Source organism: Kineococcus anabasis, assembly GCF_054590795.1.
Window position 1 is genome coordinate 119311 of sequence record NZ_BAAIHU010000005.1, and the last position, 20416, is coordinate 139726.

Annotated in this window: 18 protein-coding genes; 12 read left to right on the top strand and 6 right to left on the bottom strand. The window is 74.2% G+C overall.

What is annotated here, in order from left to right:
- Nucleotides 1–63: 63 nt before the first annotated feature.
- Together ACYQBY_RS08745 and ACYQBY_RS08750 are read right to left on the bottom strand one after the other, a co-directional pair.
- On the bottom strand, nt 64–1491 hold the full coding sequence (locus tag ACYQBY_RS08745; protein ID WP_459643461.1) for an MFS transporter: 1428 nt from the start codon (nt 1489–1491) through the stop codon (nt 64–66).
- A 169-nt stretch (nt 1492–1660) separates the two neighbouring features.
- Nucleotides 1661–2665, bottom strand: coding sequence for a LacI family DNA-binding transcriptional regulator (locus ACYQBY_RS08750; RefSeq protein WP_459643482.1), 1005 nt, complete (start codon nt 2663–2665; stop codon nt 1661–1663).
- Between the two features lie 331 nt (nt 2666–2996).
- Here ACYQBY_RS08750 and ACYQBY_RS08755 point away from each other — a divergent pair, with 331 nt between their 5' ends.
- The 6 genes from ACYQBY_RS08755 (at nt 2997) to ACYQBY_RS08780 (ending at nt 9866) form a co-directional block, all read left to right on the top strand.
- Entirely contained in the window at nt 2997–4520 is a 1524-nt protein-coding gene (locus tag ACYQBY_RS08755) for an alpha-N-arabinofuranosidase (protein ID WP_459643483.1), read from the top strand.
- Nucleotides 4521–4632: 112 nt separating this feature from the next.
- Nucleotides 4633–5931, top strand: coding sequence for an ABC transporter substrate-binding protein (locus ACYQBY_RS08760; RefSeq protein ID WP_459643462.1), 1299 nt, complete (start codon nt 4633–4635; stop codon nt 5929–5931).
- On the top strand, nt 5931–6887 hold the full coding sequence (locus tag ACYQBY_RS08765; protein ID WP_459643463.1) for a carbohydrate ABC transporter permease: 957 nt from the start codon (nt 5931–5933) through the stop codon (nt 6885–6887). Before ACYQBY_RS08760 ends, ACYQBY_RS08765 begins: the two co-directional genes overlap by 1 nt.
- The gene (locus ACYQBY_RS08770; protein WP_459643464.1) at nt 6884–7780 is read left to right on the top strand and encodes a carbohydrate ABC transporter permease; all 897 of its coding nucleotides are present in this window, start codon (nt 6884–6886) and stop codon (nt 7778–7780) included. The genes ACYQBY_RS08765 and ACYQBY_RS08770 overlap by 4 nt, the downstream gene beginning before the upstream one ends.
- Nucleotides 7781–7823: 43 nt before the next feature.
- The gene (locus tag ACYQBY_RS08775; RefSeq protein ID WP_459643465.1) at nt 7824–8978 is read left to right on the top strand and encodes a Gfo/Idh/MocA family protein; all 1155 of its coding nucleotides are present in this window, start codon (nt 7824–7826) and stop codon (nt 8976–8978) included.
- A gap of 69 nt (nt 8979–9047) precedes the next feature.
- The gene (locus tag ACYQBY_RS08780) at nt 9048–9866 is read left to right on the top strand and encodes an alpha/beta hydrolase (RefSeq protein ID WP_459643466.1); all 819 of its coding nucleotides are present in this window, start codon (nt 9048–9050) and stop codon (nt 9864–9866) included.
- Nucleotides 9867–9891: 25 nt separating this feature from the next.
- Here ACYQBY_RS08780 and ACYQBY_RS08785 read toward each other — a convergent pair whose 3' ends face one another.
- Nucleotides 9892–11091 carry an acyltransferase family protein gene (locus ACYQBY_RS08785; protein ID WP_459643467.1) on the bottom strand — a complete coding sequence of 400 codons (1200 nt, stop codon included), beginning with the start codon at nt 11089–11091 and terminating at the stop codon, nt 9892–9894.
- Between the two features lie 297 nt (nt 11092–11388).
- Here ACYQBY_RS08785 and nhaA point away from each other — a divergent pair, with 297 nt between their 5' ends.
- On the top strand, nt 11389–12729 hold the full coding sequence (gene nhaA, locus ACYQBY_RS08790) for a Na+/H+ antiporter NhaA (RefSeq protein WP_459643468.1): 1341 nt from the start codon (nt 11389–11391) through the stop codon (nt 12727–12729).
- An 88-nt stretch (nt 12730–12817) separates the two neighbouring features.
- Here nhaA and ACYQBY_RS08795 read toward each other — a convergent pair whose 3' ends face one another.
- Nucleotides 12818–13270 (bottom strand): Lrp/AsnC family transcriptional regulator, encoded by a 453-nt coding sequence (locus tag ACYQBY_RS08795; protein WP_459643484.1) that lies wholly within the window; start codon nt 13268–13270, stop codon nt 12818–12820.
- A 91-nt stretch (nt 13271–13361) separates the two neighbouring features.
- Here ACYQBY_RS08795 and ACYQBY_RS08800 point away from each other — a divergent pair, with 91 nt between their 5' ends.
- From ACYQBY_RS08800 to ACYQBY_RS08810, 3 genes are read left to right on the top strand one after another with little or no spacing between them, the layout of a single operon-like run.
- Nucleotides 13362–13796 carry a rhodanese-like domain-containing protein gene (locus ACYQBY_RS08800; protein WP_459643469.1) on the top strand — a complete coding sequence of 145 codons (435 nt, stop codon included), beginning with the start codon at nt 13362–13364 and terminating at the stop codon, nt 13794–13796.
- Entirely contained in the window at nt 13793–14470 is a 678-nt protein-coding gene (locus ACYQBY_RS08805; RefSeq protein ID WP_459643470.1) for an N-acetyltransferase family protein, read from the top strand. The genes ACYQBY_RS08800 and ACYQBY_RS08805 overlap by 4 nt, the downstream gene beginning before the upstream one ends.
- A complete protein-coding gene (locus tag ACYQBY_RS08810) occupies nt 14368–14919 on the top strand; it encodes a GrpB family protein (protein WP_459643471.1) in 552 nt (183 codons plus the stop codon). Before ACYQBY_RS08805 ends, ACYQBY_RS08810 begins: the two co-directional genes overlap by 103 nt.
- Nucleotides 14920–14949: 30 nt before the next feature.
- Here the strand turns inward: ACYQBY_RS08810 and ACYQBY_RS08815 are convergent, their stop codons facing one another.
- Both ACYQBY_RS08815 and ACYQBY_RS08820 read right to left on the bottom strand, forming a co-directional pair.
- The gene (locus ACYQBY_RS08815; protein WP_459643472.1) at nt 14950–16815 is read right to left on the bottom strand and encodes a diguanylate cyclase; all 1866 of its coding nucleotides are present in this window, start codon (nt 16813–16815) and stop codon (nt 14950–14952) included.
- A gap of 185 nt (nt 16816–17000) precedes the next feature.
- A complete protein-coding gene (locus tag ACYQBY_RS08820) occupies nt 17001–18605 on the bottom strand; it encodes a methyl-accepting chemotaxis protein (RefSeq protein ID WP_459643473.1) in 1605 nt (534 codons plus the stop codon).
- 127 nt (nt 18606–18732) lie between these two features.
- Between ACYQBY_RS08820 and ribD the strand changes: the two genes are divergently transcribed.
- On the top strand, nt 18733–19815 hold the full coding sequence (gene ribD / locus ACYQBY_RS08825; RefSeq protein WP_459643474.1) for a bifunctional diaminohydroxyphosphoribosylaminopyrimidine deaminase/5-amino-6-(5-phosphoribosylamino)uracil reductase RibD: 1083 nt from the start codon (nt 18733–18735) through the stop codon (nt 19813–19815).
- 98 nt (nt 19816–19913) lie between these two features.
- The coding region (gene ribA, locus ACYQBY_RS08830; protein ID WP_459643475.1) for a GTP cyclohydrolase II RibA at nt 19914–20416 on the top strand (503 nt) is incomplete at its 3' end.

Below are 20416 nucleotides of genomic sequence, written 5' to 3' on the forward strand. Positions count from 1 at the left end.
CCCGCCGCGTCCGCAGAAGTCATCGCCGCCCGCCGGCGTCCTCCCGCCACGACGACGGCGCGGTCACGGCCTCGCGTCGCCGGCGTGGAGGTGCTGCGGGTCCTCGCCGGCGGTCCCGCCGGAGGTCGCGCCGGCCTGTGCGTAGGAGGCCGCCAGCGCGCGGTACTGCGGGCTGGCCAGGGCCAGCAGCGTCGCGACGAGCCCCACGAGCCCGGTGACCACGAAGACCAGGGCGATGGCCCGGGTCTGCCCGGTCCCGAACCAGCCGCCGATCGCCGCGGCCCCCGCCCCGTCGGTCATGAACGGGACGACGACGAACTGGGTGAGCGGGCCGATGAGGAACGCCGTGACCGGGGCGGCGGACTGCTCGACGCTCTGCGCGAACCCGAACACGCGGCCCTGCCGCTCGTAGGGCACGACGCGCTGCAGGACGGTCTGCTCGGCGGCCTCCGCGAACGGCATGAGCAGCATGAACACCACCATCGCGACCGTCAGCGTCAGGACCGAGGAGGCCAGCGGGAAGAGCATCGTCGCGGTCCAGGCGACGACGTTGACCAGCAGCAGCAGCCGCACCGGCCTGCTGCCGAGGCCGAGGCGGGCGACGAGGAGCCCCCCGACGATCATCACGGCGCTCAGCCCGCCCCACAGCAGCCCCCACACCTGCACCGACACCAGGGAGAGGCCGTAGGCGTCCATGAGCGCCATGAACCCGCCACCGATGAGGTTGTTGAAGCAGCTGAAGGCGATGAGCGGCACGAGACCCGGGACGCCCCGGACCAGGTGCCAGGTGCCCCGCAGGTCGATGCCGCCCACCGCCGCCACGGCGGCGCCCGCCTCGTCGGTGGTGACGACGCGCGTCTCCGGGACGTGCACGCGCGCCAGGTGCAGCACCGAGGCCGCCAGCACCACGAGGGCGAGCAGCAGGACGTGCAGCATGCCGCCGGAGGCGACGAGGACCCCGCTGATGACGGAGGTGACGAGGAACGAGGTGCCGGTCACCGTCCCGACCAGGCCGTTGGCGCGGTCGCGCAGGTCCTCGGGCACCAGCAGGGTCACCAGGGTGGGCAGCGCGATGCCGCGCGGGTTGCCGGCCACGACACCGGCCATGCAGAGCACGACGAAGACCCACAGCTGCCAGGACGCGACGTCGGAGAAGGCGCCGTCGGGGGTCGTCAGGTACACCGCGAGGCACACGGCGTAGATGCCGGCCGAGACCAGCGCCGAGACCTGCATGACCGACTTCTTGTGGTGGTTGTCGACGAGGCTGCCGAACCCGATGCCCGTCGCCGCGGTGGCCACGACGAAGATTCCGGCGATCATGCCGGTGGCGAACACCGAGCGGGTCTCCAGGAACACCCAGAACGTGATCGCGAACCAGACCGTGTAGTTGATGACGCCGACGACGGCGTTGCTGACGAGGAGGTGGGCGAACACCCGCTGCGGACCGGAACGCAGGTCCAGTCGGGGTGGGGGGACCTCGGGTGCGGGCACAGCGGGCTCCTGCCGTCGGGACGAGGGGTGCTGGTCGTGCTGACCCGGCGTCGGCGCGGAAGTCATCGGCGTCCTGACAGGTTGCCCGGGCGCCGGCGCCGGTGTCGACCGCGTTTCCGCGGTCCCCGGCGGGGCCCTCCCCGGGCGCCGGAGGACGCCCGGCACCCCCCTACCGGCGCGTCGACTCCCGCTCGACGAGGGTGAAGCCGACCGTCACGTGCTCCGGCGCCGCCGAGGGTTCCGCGATGCGGCGGGTGAGCAGCCGCACGGTCGCCGCGACGAGCGCCTCGTGGTCGGGGGCGACCGAGGAGAGCGAGGGCACGCGGTAGCGCGCGTCCTCGACGTCGTCGAAACCGATGACGAGGACGTCGTCGGGCACGCGCACGCCGTGGTCCGCCAGGCCGCGCACGACCCCGAAGGCGAGCGTGTCGGTGACGCAGAAGATCCCCTCGGGCAGCTCCGGCAGCTGCAGGAGGTCCCGGGCGCAGTGCGCACCGGCGGCCTGGGTGACGCCCGCGTAGGTCTCGGCGGCGCTGCAGCCGCTGTCGCCGACCACCTGCTGGAAGCCCTGGGCGCGGAGCGTGAAGGCCGCCTGCTCCGGCAGGGTCGCCCCCTCCAGCGCCTCCAGGCGCGGTGAGCCCACGATCGCGAGGCGCCGGCAGCCCCGCGCCACGAGCAGCCCGGTCGCCGCCGCGGCACCCTCCACGTTGGGCATGCTGACGTGGTCGACGGTCTGGTGCAGCTCCTGCTCGCCGAGCACGACGACCGGCACCTCGCGGCTGAGCGCGTTGATCTCCCGCTCGGTCAGGCCGAGGGCCGCGATGACCAGTCCGTCGTAGGCGTTGAGCCGGGAGTCGCGGAAGGCGGCGAGCTCCCCCTCCCTGCTGGCCTGGGTCTCCTCGACGACGGTGGCGAGCCCCACCCGGGCGAACGCCCGCACCAGGCGGTGGCCGAGCTGGCTGTAGTAGTGGCTGTCGAGGGTGGGCACCGCGATGCCCACGATGCCGGTGCGGCCCTGGCGCAGGCTGCGCGCGGCGACGTTGACCTGGTAGCCGAGGCGCTCGACGGCCTCCAGGACGAGCTGCCGCGTCTGCGTGCTGACCGGCCGGCGCCCGGTCAGCGCGTTCGACACGGTCATCGGCGAGACCCCGGCCTCCGCCGCCACGTCACGCATGGTGACCAACCGGGTCTCCTCTCGTGCGGTCCCCCGGCACGGCCGCCCGCCGCCCGTCGCCGCACCTCCGAAACTACAGGGAGGCGGGACGGGAGAAGCCTTGACACGGTTCTCGGAGATCCTCATTATATCGATATACGCCGCTCCGACCGGCCCACCGACGAGGGTGGGCCACCCGACCGGCGCGACGACCTCGACGGACCCCCGCGCCCGCCACGACGAGCGGCGGGAGCGTTCCGACCGCCTACCCTGCGAGGACCGCGTGCTCATCGACGACGACCGGGCGACCGCACCACGGCACACCGCCGGACGACCTGCTCCCGCGCAGCGGGTGGAGGCCGTGCTGGACGTGGACCTGCCCGGCCCGCGCATCAACCGCCACCTCTACGGGCACTTCGCCGAGCACCTCGGCCGCTGCATCTACGGCGGCTTCTGGGTGGGCGAGGACTCCTCCGTCCCGAACGAGGGGGGGATCCGCCTGGACGTCGTCGAGGCGCTGCGCGCGCTCGACATCCCGAACCTGCGCTGGCCCGGCGGCTGTTTCGCGGACACCTACCACTGGCGGGACGGCATCGGGCCCCGCGAGCAGCGCCCGGCGATGGTCAACTCGCACTGGGGTGACGTCGTGGAGGACAACTCCTTCGGCACCCACGAGTTCATGGCGCTGTGCGAGCTGCTGGGCGCGTCCCCGTACGTGTCGGCCAACGTGGGCAGCGGCACGGTCCGCGAGGCGGCCGAGTGGATCGAGTACCTCACCCGCGCCGACGACTCCCCCATGGCCCGGCTGCGACGCGCCAACGGCCGCGACGAGCCGTGGTCGGTGCCCTTCTGGGGCCTGGGCAACGAACCCTGGGGCTGCGGCGGCGGGATGGGGGCCGCCGCCTACGCCGACCTGGCCCGCCAGTTCGGCACCTACAGCCTCGACCACGGCGGCAACCGCCTCTACCGCATCGCCGCCGGTGCCGCCGACGCCGACTACCGCTGGACCGAGGTCCTCATGCAGAACCTCGGCCGCTACCTGGGCGACGGCGAGGTGAGCGGGCACGGCAGGAACACCTACCAGGCGATCTCCTTCCACCACTACACGATCGTCGGCCCCACGTGGGAGGAGAAGGGCTCCGCGACCGCGTTCGGCGTGGAGGAGTACTACCGCACGGTGCTCAAGGCCCGGGAGATCGAGCGCATCCTCGCCGGGCACGCCGCGGTCATGGACGCCTACGACCCCGGCCGGCGGGTCGGGCTCGTGCTCGACGAGTGGGGCACCTGGTTCGACGTGGAGCCGGGCACCAACCCCGGGTTCCTCTTCCAGCAGAACACCGTGCGCGACGCGCTGGTGGCGAGCGTGCACCTCGACGCCTTCCACCGCCACGCCGACCGGCTGATGATGGCGAACATCGCCCAGACCGTCAACGTCCTGCAGGCCGTGCTGCTCACCGACGGCGACACGCTGGTCCTGACGCCCACCTACCACGTGTTCGCCATGAACAAGGGCCACCAGGACGCCACCTCCCTGCCGCTGACCGTGCGGGGCCGGACGCCCACGCGCCCGGTGGACGGCGAGGACCTGGCGACCTTCTCCGCCTCCGCCTCCACCCGGGACGGGACGGTCCTGGTGTCGCTGACCAACCTGGACGCGCACGAGCCGCTGGAGGTGCACCTCGACGTGCGCGGCGGTGCCGTCACGGCCCCGGCCGGTCGTCTGCTGACCGCCGGGGAGATCACCGCCCACAACACCGCCACGGCGACCCCGGTGCAGGTGCGCGACCTCGACGAGGTCGACGTGCGGGGGAACCTCCTGCGGGTCGTCCTGCCCGCCCACAGCTTCGCCACGGTGAGCTTCTCCACCGACCGCTGAGCGGGTCCGGGCACGTCCGGCACCGCTCCGGCACCCCCCGACCACCCGACGCGGCACCGCACGAGGTGCCGCCGCCGCACCCACCCACCACCTCCCGAAGGAGGCACCCGTCGTGACCACGCTGCCCTCGCTCACGTCCCCGGTCTCGCGCCGCAACTTCCTCGCATGGTCCGCCCTGGCAGGTGGCACCGCGCTGGCGGTGCCGGCGTGCTCCTCGGGCCCGTCCGCGTCCAGCGACCCGAACACCTTCGCCTTCTGGTCCTTCTCGGGCATCAACCAGAAGGCCGCCGTGGACGAGTACAAGACGCTGGCGCCCGGCGTCACCGTCAAGCTCACGGAGGTCGGCACCACCCAGGAGACGGCGCAGGCGCTCACCACCGCCCTGGCCGGCGGCAAGGTCCCCGACCTCGTCCTCATCCAGGCCGGTGACATGCCCAAGTTCATGAAGAACCCCGGCAACTTCACCGACCTCGCCACCCTGGGGGCCGACGACATCCAGGGCGACTACGTGGACTGGGTCATCAAGCAGGTCATCGCCCCGTCCGGACAGATCCTCGGCATCCCCACCGACGTCGGCGGCATGGGCGTCGCCTACCGCACCGACCTCATGGCCGCCGCGGGCCTGCCGACGAACCGCGACGAGGTGAGCGCGCTCTGGCCGACGTGGGAGGACTTCATCGCCACCGGCAAGCGCTACACCGAGGCGAGCGGCCAGCCCTTCATGGACAACGCGGCCACCAGCGTCTTCCTCCAGGCGGTCTCGCAGGGCGAGGAGCAGTACTACTCCGCCGACGGCGAGCCGGTCTACGGCACCAACCCCGTCGTCCGCAGGTCCTTCGACCTCGGCCTGGAGGCGATCGCCGCGGGCATCACGGCCAGGCTGGAGAGCTTCACCGACGGCTGGAGCGCCGGGCTGGCCAAGGGGGCCTTCGCCGCCCTGGCGGCACCGTCCTGGATGCTCGGCTCCATCCGCTCCAACGCGCCGGAGACCGCCGGGAAGTGGGACATCGCCACCATCCCCGGCGGCAGCGGGAACTGGGGCGGCAGCTACCTGGCCATCCCGGCCCGCGCGGCCAACCCGAAGGCGGCGTGGGAGTACATCTCGACGATGCAGTCCCCCGAGCAGCAGCTGAAGCACTTCATCGACTCCGGCTCCCTGCCGACCACCCCCGTCAACTACGACAAGCCCGAGCTGGTCGGCCACACGGACCCGTTCTTCGGCGGCGCCCCGACTGGCAGGATCTTCACACAGGCCGTGCTGGGCCTGAAGCCCTTCGTCAACGGCGAGTTCAACTCCGAGATCAGCAACGAGCTCCTGGCCGCGCTCAACGGCGTCGAGCAGGACGGTGCGCCCGCGGCCGCGGCGTGGGACACGGCGGTCGCGAACATCAAGACCGCGATCGGTGCCTGATGAGCGCCACGCTCGCCCCCGGACGTCCCCGGCTCACCGGGCCCTCCACCGGCACCCGGCCGGTGGAGGGCCGCTGGGAGCGCCTCGCGCCGTACGGGTACGTGGCACCCTTCTACGTCCTCTTCCTGATCTTCGGCCTGTTCCCACTGCTCTTCACCTTCTACGTGGCGCTGTTCGACTGGAACCCCATCGGTGAGAAGACGTTCATCGGGCTGGACAACTTCCGCCGGCTCGCCGAGGACCCGCGCTTCTGGAACGCGCTGCGCAACACCTTCAGCATCTGGATCATCTCCACGGTCCCGCAGCTGCTCCTCGCGCTGGTCCTGGCGCAGGTGCTCAACAGCGCCTGGCTGCGCTTCGCCACGTTCTTCCGCATGTCCATGCTCCTGCCGTACATCACCTCGGTGGCGGCGACCACGATCGTCTTCGCCCAGCTCTTCAACCGCGACTACGGCCTGCTGAACTGGGGCCTGGGGCTGTTCGGGTTCGAGCCCGTCGACTTCATGTCCACCGCCCTCGGCAGCCACCTCCTCATCTCGGTCATGGTGATCTGGCGCTGGTTCGGGTACAACACGCTGCTGTACCTGGCGTCCCTGCAGGCCGTGCCGCGCGACATGTACGAGGCCGCCGCCGTCGACGGCGCCGGGCCGGTGAAGCAGTTCCTGCACATCACCCTGCCGGCCCTGCGCCCGGTGATCGTGTTCACGGTGATCACCTCGACCATCGGCGGGCTGCAGATCTTCACCGAGCCGCTGCTGCTGTCCAACGGCCTGCTCACCTGCGGCACGGCACGCCAGTGCCAGACCCTGTCGCTGTTCCTCTTCGAGCAGGGCTTCGGGTCGTTCAAGTTCGGCTACGGCTCCGCCGTCGGCGTCGCCCTCTTCGCCATCATCGTCGTCGTCGCAGCCGTCAACTTCCTGCTCTCGAGCCGGCTGGGGAGGAAGGACCGACCATGAGCTCCACCACCGCGGGTACCCGCGCCCAGCGCGAGGCCGGGACGGGTGGCACCCGGCACGGCCGGCGACGGCGCATCGTCCGGGTGCGCTGGTACACCTACCTGGTCCTCAGCCTGGCGGCGGCGGCGTGCATCTTCCCGATCTACTGGATGTTCGTCGTCTCCTCCGTCGGCTCGGCGGCCGCCACCCAGCTGCCGCCGCGCGTCGTGCCCGGGGGCAACTTCCCCGAGCTGCTGCGCCTGGTCTTCGAGACCGTGCCGTTCGTGCGGTCGCTGGTCAACAGCCTCGTGGTCTCGGCCCTGATCGCCGTGGGCCAGGCGTTCCTGTGCTCCCTGGCCGGTTTCGCCTTCGCGAAGCTCACGTTCCGCGGCCGTGACACCCTGTTCCTCGTCCTCGTGCTGACCATGACGGTCCCGGCGCAGCTCGCCGTCATCCCGCAGTACATGGTCATCTCGAGCCTCGGGTGGGTCGACACCCTGCAGGCGCTCATCGTGCCGGGCCTGGTCAGCGCGTTCGGCATCTTCTGGATGCGCCAGCACATCGGCTCCACCATCAGCGACGAGCTGCTCCACGCGGCCCGCATGGACGGGTGCAGCTCGTGGCAGATCTACGCGCGCATCGCCTTCCCCGTCGTCCGGCCCGCGGCCGCCGTCCTGGGGCTGCTGGCGTTCGTCAACGCCTGGAACGACTTCCTGTGGCCGTTCATCGTCCTGAAGTCCCCCGAGATGTACACCGCGCAGATCGCCATCAAGGCCCTGCAGAGCAGCATCTCGATCGACCTCGGCCTGGCCATGGCGGGCTCCTTCCTCGTCACCGTGCCGCTCCTGGTCCTCTTCGCCTTCTTCGGGCGCCAGATGGTCTCCGGGATCATGGACGGTGCGTTCAAGGGATGACCCCGCCGACGACCCGCCCACGAGCACGAGCACGGGAGGAACCGTGAACGACGAAGCCCCCGCTCCCCCGGCCGCGGACCCGCTGCGGGTCGGCGTCGTCGGCGCCGGCACGATCAGCGCGCAGTACTCCGCCTGCCTGGCGCGGCTGCCGCAGGTGCGGGTGAGCGCGGTGTCCGACCTGAGCACCGGGCGCGCGGCGGCGCTGGCCGCGGAGCACCCCGGTGCCCGCGTCGCGACGCTGCCGGAGCTGCTGGCCGCCGACGACGTCGACGTGGTCCTCAACCTCACGCTCCCCGCCACGCACGCCGACATCGCCCTGCAGGCCCTCGCGGCCGGCAAGCACGTCTACGGCGAGAAGCCGCTGGCCACGGACGTCGCCGGGGGCAGGGCCGTCGTCGAGGCCGCCGCCGCGGCGGGCCTGCGGGTGGCCTGCGCACCCGACACCGTGCTGGGCACCGGGGTGCAGACCGCGCGGGCGGTCGTCGACGCCGGGGAGATCGGGGTGCCGCACTCGGCCACGGCGTTCATGACGACGCCGGGGCACGAGCGCTGGCACCACCACCCGGACTTCTACTACCGACCCGGCGGTGGCCCGCTGCTGGACATGGGCCCCTACTACCTGACCGCCCTGGTGCACCTGCTCGGCCCGGTCGAGCGGGTCGTAGGCGTCTCCTGGCGCCCCTCGGCGACCCGCACCATCGGCCGCGGCCCGCGCGCCGGGGAGTCCGTCGACGTCACCACCGACAGCTCGGTCGCCGGGATCCTCGTGCACGCCGGGGGCGCGGTCTCGACGCTGCTCATGAGCTTCGACACCTGGGCGGCGCACCTGCCGCGCATCGAGGTGCACGGCACCGCGGGCTCGCTGTCGGTGCCCGACCCCAACCACTTCGAGGGCCCGGTGCGGGTGTACGCGGCGGCCACCGCCCCACCACCCGGCCCGCCCGGTCCGGACGGGAACTGGCGCGACGCGGGGGTGCGCGCCGGGTACCTCGGCGCCGGGCGCGGCTACGGCCTGGCCGACCTGGCGACCGCCCTGGCGCAGGGGCGTCCCCACCGGGCCGGCGACGCGGTCGCCCTGCACGTGCTCGACGTCATGACGTCCCTCCAGCACGCCGCCGACACCCGCACGTCCGTGGAGCTGTCCACCACGTGCGAGCGGCCGGAGGCGGTTTCCGCGCCGGTCGACCTCCTGCGCTGAGGACCTCCCGGCCGTTCCCACCCACCCCCGCCGACGGCGACCACGCACCGGCAGACCCCAGGAGGACACGTGCAGCGCCTGGCCCCCGTCCCGCTCGGCCGGCACGACGCGGAGGACGCCTCCACGACCTTCGCCGACCCCCACGACGCCGGTGGCCGCGAGCGGCTGGTGCGCAACGTCACCCGGCCCACGCTGACGCCCTACCTCCCCGACCCGGCCCGGCGGACGGGCACCGGCGTCGTCGTCGCACCGGGCGGCGCCCTGCACCTCCTGGCCGTCGACAACGAGGGCGTGCACGTCGCCGAGAAGCTCGCGGAGCAGGGGATCGCCGCGTTCGTGCTGCACTACCGCCTCACCCCGACCCCGGCCGACCCGGCGGGGTTCTCCGCCCTGATGCAGCGCATCGGCACCGACCGCGGCTACCTCGCCGACGTCTCGCGGTCGCGGCGCGAGCCGGCCCTGGCGGACGGCGGCGCCGCGCTGCGCCTGGTCCGCGAGAACGCTGCGGAGTGGGGCGTGGACCCCGGCCGGGTCGGGATGCTCGGGTTCTCCGCCGGTGCGTACGTCTCGCTGGTGACCGCCCTGGACGGGACCGCCGCGGAGCGCCCGTCGTTCGTCGCGCCGGTCTACCCGGCCTGGTGGGACGACGTCGTGGTGCCGGAGCCGGCACCACCGCTGTTCCTGGCGTGGGCGGGTGACGACGAGCTCGGCGACGCGATCGTCGGCTCCTGCCTGCGCCTGTACGACGCCTGGCACCGGGCCGGTGTCCCGGTGGAGGCGCACGCCTACGCCCGCGGCGGGCACGGTTTCGGCGCCCGCAGCCAGGGCACACCGTCCGACGCGTGGTTCGCCGCCTTCCTGGACTGGCTGACCGCGAGCGGGTTCTGACGGCCGCGGCGCCCGGCCCGGCGGGTCAGGGCCGCCGGGCAGCCCTCCCGCGCAGCGGCGCCTGCACCCAGGCGGCGTCCTTCCAGCGCAGGGCGGGCGCCTCGACGAGCACCCAGGACAGGGCCGCCGCGGCGGTGGCCAGCAGCGCGGCGACCACCACGAACGACACGACCCCGAGCGCGGCGGCCCCGGACAGGGCGAGCAGGAGCTGGACGGGCCAGTGGTAGATGTACAGGCCGTAGGACAGGTCCCAGCGGGGGTTCTGCCGCAGGGGCAGGCGCACCGCGGCCCACAGCACGAGGTAGGCGAACGCCGGGCCGGCCAGGGCGCGGTGGTCCGGCAGCAGGTACAGCCCGGCGGCGAGCAGCGGCAGGCAGGCGGCCGCGAGCAGGCCGCTGACCGGGATCCGGTCGGACAAGAGGTACCCGGCGGCGCCGAGCAGGAACACGAACGTGAAGCGCAGCACCAGCTGGGAGCCGAGGTCCACCCCGGCGGCGGAGACGACGGTGGCTCCCCACAGGGCGGCACAGGCCGCCAGGACCAGCCAGGGGCGTCGGCGCAGGACACCGGTGACCCCGAGGACGGCCACGACGGCGTAGCAGACGGCCTCGAAGAACAGCGTCCACAGCGAGCCGTCCAGCACGGCCGGGCCGCCCTCGACGGGGTCGACCAGCCCCGCGACGCCGAACTGGCGCATCAGCAGGCCGGCGTTGGAGAGGACGTAGGAGCCGGCCGACTCCGGCCCGGTGAACACCGAGGTCGCGGGCCGGCCGCTCAGGACCGCGGCCAGCGGCGCCACGACGGCGGCGGTGACGAGCAGGCACACCCAGAACCCCGGCATGATCCGCAGGAAGCGGTGCCAGGCGTAGCGGCGCAGCGACCCCAGCCGCAGGAAGCTCATCGTCACCAGGAAGCCGCTGACGACGAAGAAGCCGTCCACGGCCAGGTCGCCCAGGGTCGCGGAGCCCAGCACCGGCTGGAAGCCGAAGCCGTTGGCCGTCCCGTGGACGAGCACGACCGTCCCGGCCAGCAGCAGGCGCAGGACGCCCAGGGCGTTGTGGCGCGGGTCGAACTCCGCGGCCAGCCGCGGGTGGCGCGCCCGGGGCGGTGCCCCCCGCCGTGGGCGCGGTGCCGGCACGACGCCCTCGCCCGCCTCGGCGGCCCCGGCGGTGTGCGGTGGTCCTTGCGGCCGGTACGCGTTCGCCGGTTCGTGCCTCGCGTGCATGGTCCCCCCAGACCTGCGGTGTGCGACGGCGTTCCCGACCGCCGCAGCCCGGTGCCTGCGCGTCTCCGCCTGGACGCGCACGCGTCGTGCCACCGGCGAGGTGACTCACCCCGGGGGTGACACGCACGCAACGCTACCCTCACGCAGGGGGAGAGTTGAAGGGGGACCCGCCGTTGCACAGCGCCTCCCGGCGGCCGTTGCACAGCGCCTCCCGGCGCAGGGACCGCTACCCTGGCCCGAGGTGCGCCGGGAAGTCTGGTCGGCAACGACGTCGCCGATCCCTGGAACAGGTGCCCTGTGAACCCTCCCGCGCCCGGCCCCCGCAAGAGCCCCTCCGGCAGCAGTCCCCTCTTCGCCCGCGGCTCCTGGCCCGAGGTCCAGCGGATCAGCGGGGTGCTGCGCAAGGAGACGGTCGGCGGCGCGCTGCTGCTGGCCGCCACGGTGCTGGCCCTGGCGTGGGCGAACTCCCCCTGGTCCGGCGGTTACGCCGCGCTGCGCGACACCACGGTCGGCCCGCACGCGCTGCACCTGGACCTGACGCTGGGGCAGTGGGCGGCGGACGGGCTGCTGGCGATCTTCTTCTTCGTCGCCGGCCTGGAGCTGAAGCGGGAGTTCGTCGCCGGTGACCTGCGCGACCCGCGCCGGGCGCTGCTGCCCGTGGCGGCCGCGGTGGGGGGCATGGCCGTGCCCGCGCTGCTGTACGTCGCCGTCAACGCCGGGACCGGCGGGGGCGCGCTGCGGGGCTGGGCGATCCCCACCGCCACCGACATCGCCTTCGCCCTGGCCGTGCTCGCCGTCATCAGCACCCACCTGCCCGCGGCGCTGCGCACGTTCCTGCTGACCCTGGCGGTGGTCGACGACCTGCTCGCCATCGTGGTCATCGCGGTGTTCTACACCCAGGACCTGGCAGTCGCGCCCCTCCTGGGGGCCCTGCTGCCGCTGGCGGTCTTCACGGTGCTGGTGCAGCGCCGGATCCACACCTGGTGGCTGCTGGTCCCGCTGGCCTTCGCGACCTGGGTGCTGGTGCACTCCTCCGGCGTGCACGCCACCGTCGCCGGCGTCCTGCTCGGGTTCGCGGTGCCCGTCCTGCGCAGCGCCGCCGCCGGCGGTCCCGACGCCGGCCCCGGGCTGGCCGAGCACTTCGAGCACCTCTGGCGGCCGGTGTCGGCCGGTGTCGCGGTGCCGGTGTTCGCGTTCTTCTCCGCCGGGGTCACCGTCGGCGGCCTCAGCGGGCTGGCGACCTCCTTCCAGGACCGGGTGGCCCTCGGGATCGTGGCGGGACTGGTGGTGGGCAAGGTCGTGGGCATCCTGGGCGCCACCGCCCTGGTGTCCCGCTTCACCCGCGCCCAGCTCGACGAGTCCCTGTCGTGGTGGGACGTGCTGGGCCTGTCCCTGCTGGGCGGCATCGGGTTCACCGTCTCCCTGCTCATCGGGGAGCTGGCGTTCGGGGCGGGCAGCGAGCGCGACGAGCACGTCAAGGTGGGGGTCCTGGCCGGCTCGGTGCTCGCGGCGCTGCTGGCCGCCGTGGTGCTGCGGGCCCGCAACCGGACCTACCGCCGCCTGTGCGGGGAGGAGGAGGTCGACGTCGACCACGACGGCGTCCCGGACGTCTACCAGGTGCGCGACGCCGGCGCCTGACCACACCCGCACCCACGGCCGACGACCGCCCCGGGGATCAGCGGCCCTCTGCCGGCAGGGCGGCTCCGCGGCCCGAGCTCCTCGGTGCCTACGCGGGATCGAGGCGTCGGTGCGGCAGCGGGCTGGAGTAGACGACGCTGGTGGTGATGCCCCCCAGCGTCGCCAGCTTGCCGGTGATGCGCTCCAGGTCGCGCATGGACCGGGCGAGGACCTTGAGGACGAAGCAGTCGTCACCCGTGACGTGGTGGGCTTCCATGACCTCGGGGGTGGTGTCGAGCAGGTCGTGGAACGGCTTGTAGTTCCCCGTGGGATAGGCCAGGCGCACGAACGCGGTCACGGTGTAACCCAGCGCCTCGGGGTCCAGGGTGGCGCTGTAGCCGGTGATGACGCCGGTGTCGGTGAGGCGGCGCAGCCGGTCGGCCGTGGCGCTGGCCGAGAGGTTGATCGCGCGGGCCAGGTCGGCGACGCTGATCCGGCCGTCCCGTTGCAGCTGCTCCAGGATGGCGTGGTCGGTGTCGTCCAGGGCAGGCCGGGGATTCATCGCCACGATCGCCAAAGTACCAGCGGATCAACGGTGAAGCCCCGCGAAGGCCGTGGATCGGCCCTGGTGCGTCCGGCCTCGGGCAGGTTCGATGGTGGGCATGACGACCTCGATCGACGCGGTGGACTTCTTCGCCGCCAAGCTGGCCCACCAGACCGACCCTGCCGATCTGGCCGCAGCTCGCGCCGGCGGTGCGGCACCACTGGTGCTCGACGTGCGCTCCGCAGCGGGCTGGGGCCAGGGCCGCATCCCCGGTGCGGTGCACCTGCCCGGCGCGCAGGTCCGCGACGGCATCGGGGAACTGGCGCCGGACCTGGACGCGCCGATCGTCGTCTACTGCTGGGGGCCGGGCTGCAACGGCTCCACCAAGGCCGCCTCCACCCTGGCCTCGATGGGTTACACCCGGGTGCGGGAGCTCATCGGCGGCTTCGAGTACTGGGTCCGCGAGGGGCTGGCGATCACCACCGACACCGGACGGTCCCGGCGGGCCCCGGACGACCTCGTCGCCCCGGTCCACGTGCCGTGACGGGAACCGGCACCGGCGGCGACACCAGTGGCGACACCGGTGGCGACACCGTCGTGGTGCGCCGCATCCACACCGTCGGGCACGGCGACGACCTGCACGCCCTGGTGCTCGACCACGTGCGGTTCGAGGGAGGTGGTGTCGTGGTGCCCGATGACTGGGCCGAGCGGACCGACGCGCACCTGCGTGCCGGGCGGCTGCGGATCTTCGTCGCCGAGCAGCACGGTCGAGCGGTCGGCTACGCCAGCCTCACCGACGAGCTGTCCACCTGGACCGCTGGTGGGTACGCCCACCTGGACTGCCTCTACCTGCACGAGGACCATCGCGGCCGGGGAACCGGGAACCGGCTGCTCACCGCGGCGCTCGGCGACGCCCGACGCCGAGGACTGGTGCAGGCGCAGTGGCAGACCCCGGCGTGGAACCGCTCCGCCATCGCCTTCTACGAACGACTCGGGGCGACACACACGGCGAAGGAGCGGTTCACGCTGACCCTCCCCCTGCACAGCTCCCGCGCGCTAGCGTCGGGGCCGTGCCCGGACCTGCGGTGCTGCACCCCCACGACCCCCGGTGGCCCGTGCGTGCCGCCCGCCTGCTCGCGGCCGTCGAGCGGGCGCTGGAACCCCTGGGCGTCGCCGGGACGTCCGACCACATCGGCTCGACCTCCGTGCCCGGCCTGATCGCGAAACCCTTCGTCGACCTGCAGGTGCGCGTCGGCCGCCTCCCCGCCGCCGCGGAGCTGGACGAGGCCCTCGCGGGGGCCGGTTTCACACCCGCCGCGGGTTCGCGCCCGGACTCCCCCGGCGTGTACCGGGACATCCCCCGCGGTCGCGAGCAGGTGCCGGACGAGGTGTGGCGCAAGCGCCTGTTCGTCCACGACCTCGACGGCCCCGACGCGGCGATCCTGCACGTGCGGCAGGCCGCGTCGCCGTGGGGCAGGTACACCGTCTGGTTCCGCGACTGGCTGCGCGCGCACCCGGACGCCCGCGACCGCTACGCCGGGTTCAAGACCCGCGTCGCGGCCGAGCACGCCCACGACACCGACTACGACGACTACACGCGCGCCAAGACGGCGTTCTTCGACGAGGTGCAGGAGGAGTTCGAGGCGTTCGCCGCCCGCGGGAGCTGATCCGGCGGGACGGCCCGCCGGGCGACCCCGCTACCCCACGACGGCGGGCGGGGCGGCGAGGACGGCCGGACCCACGGCGCCGGGGCACGCCGCGCGGGCGACCCGGTCGCGGCCCGCCCGCTTCGCGGCGTACAGGGCGCCGTCGGCGGCGGCGAGCAGGTCCGAGACCTGCGTCATGCCCAGCGCCAGCTCCGCGACCCCGGCGCTGGTGGTGACGTGGGGGTGCTCCTGCGGCCCGCGGGTCGCGGCCACGGCGGCGCGGATGCGCTCCAGCACGGCGGCGGCGTCCGCCTCGGCGGTCTCCGGCAGGAGGACGGCGATCTCCTCGCCGCCGTAGCGGTACACCCGGTCGCTGGAGCGCAGCTGCTCGCGGACGACCTGGGTGACGAGCTGGAGCCAGCGGTCCCCGACGAGGTGGCCGGCGGTGTCGTTGACCTTCTTGAAGTGGTCCAGGTCCAGCAGGGCGACGCTCAGGGGCCTGTCGTGGCGGACGCTGCGCGCCCACTCCGCGGCGAGCTCCTCGTCCATGAGGCGGCGGTTGCCCACCCCGGTGAGCTGGTCGACGCGCGCGGTGGCGCGGGTCTCCTCCAGCAGCTCCAGGGCCTGCAGGTGGGCGGCGGCGATGACCGCGATGGAGGCCAGCGACGTGTCGACCCCGGCGGGCACGCGCAGCCTGGAGAAGCGCTCGACGTACAGGACGGCGAGCACGCGGCCGTGGGCGTGCAGCGGGAGCGCCACCGCGGCGGCGTCCTCCCGGCGCAGGCCCTCGTGACCGACCCGGCGCACGAGCGGGGTGGGGGCGGAGGGCTGGACCGCGCCGGACCACGCGGCGCAGCGGTAGCCGGTGTCCCCGTCGTACAGCCACAGCCCGGCGGCCGTCTGGCTGAACTCGGCGGCCGTGGTGACCACGACCTGCGCGAGCTGCTGCACGGTGCCGCAGGAGGCCATGGCCTGGGCGGCGGTCAGGAGCCGCTTGCGCTGGTCGCTGACCTGGCGGGACTGCTCGGCGCGCAGGCGGATGCTGTCCCGCTCCCGGTGCAGGTCCTGCGCGAGCCGGGCCAGGGTCTGCGCGACGTCGTCGAGCTCCCCGACCTCCAGGGGGGGCAGGCCCGCGAGGTCCTCGCCGCGCTGCACTCGGGTGGCGGTCGCGGCGAGCTGGCGCACGGGCTCGGCGACGAGGCGGTCGATGCGCCGGGCCCTGCGGCGCACCACGAGCAGCGCGAGCCCGCCGAACAGGACGAGCGCGGCCGCCATCCCCCGCAGCACCAGCGCCTGGGCCGTGACGGCCCGGTCCCGCCCGGAGGCGGCCTGCGCGATGGCGCGGTCGTAGGTGTCCCGGTAGGCGTCGAAGGCGGCCTTGCCCTCCAGCAGGAGGGTGGTCGTCGCCGCCGCCGCGTCCGGGGTCCGCACGGCGGGGGCGACGCGGCCCTGCTCCAGGGCGTGCGGCACCCAGCCGAGCTGCCAGGAGCGCTGGGCCACGAGGACCCTGCGCACGGCCGCGGACATCCCCGGCAGCGCGGCGGCGGCCTCCTCGACGCGCCGCTCCTGCACGGCGGCGGTCCGGTGCCCCGCCCGGTAGGACTCCAGGAACTCCTCGTCGCCGGTCGCGACCCAGGCCCGCAGACCCGTCTCCTGGTCCAGCATCGCCTCGTGGCTGATGCGCAGCGCGCGGGTGAGGTCGGTGGAGGCCCGGACCTGCGGGTGGCTGACGGTGAGCAGGTAACCGGTGGCGGAGAGGGCCACCACGAGCAGTGCCGCGATCGCGGCGACGGCGTGCCGGACCATCGTGCGCAGCTCCGCGGGCAGGCTGACGCGGGCCGTCGCGCGCTGCTCGGGGGCCGGTCCGGCCGCGGAGCGCCGCGGGGTCTGCTCGGGGGCACCTCGCCGGTCGGTCACCCCCTGATGATCGGCAGGTCCAGGGACGTTCCTGAGGCGGTGTCCCCCGCCCGGCGGTGCCCTCCCGGCGGTGGTGACACCGGGTGAGCACGCACCGGGTCTGCGGGGACGCGGACGGCCCCCGGCCCGCGGGTGCGGGCCGGGGGCCGGGGGTTCGGGTCGGGGCCGGGGAGCCGGTGGCGGGATCAGTACCGGAAGGTGCCGACGACGGTGTTGAGGTCGGCGGCGAGCCGCGCCAGGTCCCCGGCGGCGTCGTTCGTGGCGCGGGCGGCCTCGGCGGTGGACTCGGCGACCGCGACGACGGTGGTGACGCTGCGGGCGATGTCGGCGCTGCCGGCCGCGGCGTCGCTGATGTTGCGACCCATCTCGTTGGTCGTGGCGCTCTGCTCCTCCACCGCGCTGGCGATCGTGAGGGAGTAGCTGTCGACCTGGCCGATGACGTCCTGGATGGCGCCGATCGCCTGGGCGACGTCCTGGCTGGAGGCCTGCAGGGCGCCGATGCGCTGGGTGATGTCCTCGGTGGCGCGCCCCGTCTGCTGGGCGAGCTCCTTGACCTCGCTGGCGACGACGGCGAAGCCCTTGCCGGCCTCACCGGCGCGGGCGGCCTCGATGGTGGCGTTGAGGGCGAGCAGGTTCGTCTGCTCGGCGATGGAGGTGATGAGCTTGACGACGTTGCCGATCTCGGCGCTGGCGCGGCCGAGCGCCTCGACCTGCGCGGTGGTGCCCTCGGCGACGCTCTTGGCCTGCTGGGCGACCTCGGCGGCCCGGCCGGCGCTGCTGGCGATCTCCTGGATGGAGATGCCCATCTCCTCGGAGCTGGCGGACAGGGTCTGCACGCCGGCGTTGACCTGCTCGGCGGCGGCGGCGGCGGTCGTGGCGCGCTCGGAGGACTCCTGCGCGCCGGCACCGAGCTGGCTGCTGACGGCGGACAGCTCCTGGGAGGCGCCGGCGAGGGAGGCGGCGTTCTCGGCGAGGCCGCCGAGGGTGCCGCGCAGCCCGCCCATGGCGGAGTTGAACGCCCGGGCCATCTGCCCGGTCTCGTCCCTGCTGTCGACGGCGACGGTGGTGGTGAGGTCGCGCTGCTCCAGGGCCCGCAGGCCGCGCACGACCAGGGAGAGCGGACCGGTGATGAGGCGGGCCATCAGCAGGCCGAGGGCGACGGCGAGGACGATGCCGGCGGCGAGGACGGCGATGGTCGTGGTGCGGGCCTTCTCGTAGGTGGCGACGGCCTGGTCGAGGAGGTCCTGACCGGCGTCGCGCTCGATGGTGAGCAGGTCGGCGATGGCGGCGGAGGCGTCCTCGACGACCGGGGTGAAGTCCTCCTCCCGGGCGGCGCGGAAGGCGACGAGGTCGTTGGCGCGGCTGGCGGGCAGCAGCTGCTCGTCGCGGACGGCCCGGACCTCGGCCATGGCCTTCTCCAGGCGCGCGACGGCCTCCTCGCGGCCGGTCATGTCGGTCGCCGTGTAGGCGGCGAAGCGCTCGTCGAAGGCGGCGTCGGCCGCGGCGATGTCCTTCTCGGCCTGCTGCATCGCCGCGCCGTCGACGGAGATGGCGTGCACGAGGACGAGCGTGCGCATGCGGTGCAGCTCGGTCTCGGCGGCGCCGATGTGGTCCACCGCGACGAGGCCGTCGGCGTAGATGCTCTGCGCGCGGTCGCGCAGGGTCGCGAGGGAGGTGACGCCGACGATCCCCACGGCGAGCGCGGCGGCGCAGGCAACCGCGACGGCTGCGATGATCTTGCTTCCGACGCGCCGGTCGGCGATCCAGCCGAGGAGCGGGTTGCGCTGCATGCATGACTCCCTGTGTGATTTCGGTGACAACACTTCATCGACCGGGCGGCGCCGGCGGTTGAGCACCCCGCCCCGGCGCGATCAAGGGACGCGCCCCCTGGATCACCCCGGGCGGGAGACTGCGGGGATGACGAGGGACGAGGAGCTGGCGCGCCGCGCGGTGGAGCTGTCCCGCCGGGTGCTGGGGGGCACGAGCCCGAACCCGCCGGTGGGGGCGGTCGTCGTGGACGCCTCCGGCCGGGTGGTGGGCGAGGGTGCGACGCGGCCGCCGGGAGGCCCGCACGCGGAGGTCGTGGCGCTGCGGGAGGCCGGGGAGGGCGCACGGGGCGGCACGGCGGTGGTGACGCTGGAGCCCTGCGACCACACGGGCCGCACCGGTCCCTGCACCCGGGCGCTGCTGGAGGCGGGCATCGCGCGGGTGGTGTACCTGCACCCGGACCCGGACCCCGTCGCCGGAGGTGGGGCGGGGACGCTGCGCGCGGCGGGCGTGCAGGTGGAGCGGCTGGACGTGCGCGCGGAGCCGCTGGAGCCGTGGCTGGCGGCCCAGCGCCTGCGGCGGCCGTTCGTGACGTGGAAGTTCGCGGCGTCGCTGGACGGGCGCAGCGCCGCGGCCGACGGGACCTCGAAGTGGATCACCTCCGCGGAGGCGCGCGAGGACGTGCACCGGCTGCGCGGGGAGGTCGACGCGGTGCTGGCGGGGGTGGGCACGGTGCTGGCCGACGACCCGCAGCTCACCGTGCGCGCAGGCGGGGTGCCACGCCCGGACCGGCGGCCGCTGCGGGTGGTGCTGGACAGCGACGGCCGCACACCGGCGGGGGCGCGGGTCCTGGACGGCGCGGCGCCCACGCTGCTGCTCACGGCCGGTGCGCCGGTCGCGGGCGCGGCGGGGTCGGGGGCGGAGGTGGCGGTGGTGCCGCGGCACGACCCGGCGGCGGTGCTGGCGGTGCTGGCGGCGCGGGGGGTGGTGAGCGTGCTGCTGGAGGGCGGGCCGACGGTGGCGGGCGCGTTCTGGGCGGCGGGGCTGGTGGACCGGGCGGTGGGGTACGTGGCCCCGGTGCTGCTCGGCGACGGCCTGGCGGCGCTGCGGGGCGCGGGGGTGGGCACGATCGCGGCGGCGCACCGGCTGCGGCTGGACGAGGTGGTGCGGGTCGGGCCGGACGTGCGGCTGACGCTGCGGCCGGAGCGGGCGGAGGACCCGGCGTTCCGGTGACCTCGGGCACATCGCCCCGCGGTGTCGGCGCCGACCGCTAGACTGTCGATTGAAGCTTCAAGGAATTAGTGCACACCCCAGCCGCCGGAGGAGCCGTGATGCACCTGTCCCCGCCCGAGGTGTCGCCGGGCGCGCCGGCCGCGGCCGCCATCCCCCACCAGACCTCCGCACCCACCGTCTCGCCGGGGGTGGTGGTGCGCACCCGGGTCCGCGTCCCGCTGCGCTTCGCCGACGGCTACGCCACCACCGGTGACGTCTTCACGTTCAGCGGCCTGTCCGACGGGCGCGAGCACCTGGCCCTGGGCCTGGGCGACTGGCGCGCCGCCCTGACCGACCCCGCCCGCACCCCGCTGGTCCGCCCGCACAGCGAGTGCCTCACCGGCGACGTCTTCGGCTCCCAGCGCTGCGACTGCGGCCCCCAGCTGCGCGAGGCCACCCAGCGCATCACCGACGCCGGCGGCTTCCTGCTCTACCTGCGCCAGGAAGGACGCGGCATCGGGCTGTACGCCAAGCTCGACGCCTACGCCCTGCAGGACCAGGGCCTGGACACCTACCAGGCCAACCTCGCCCTGGGCCACGGCGAGGACGAACGCGACTACAC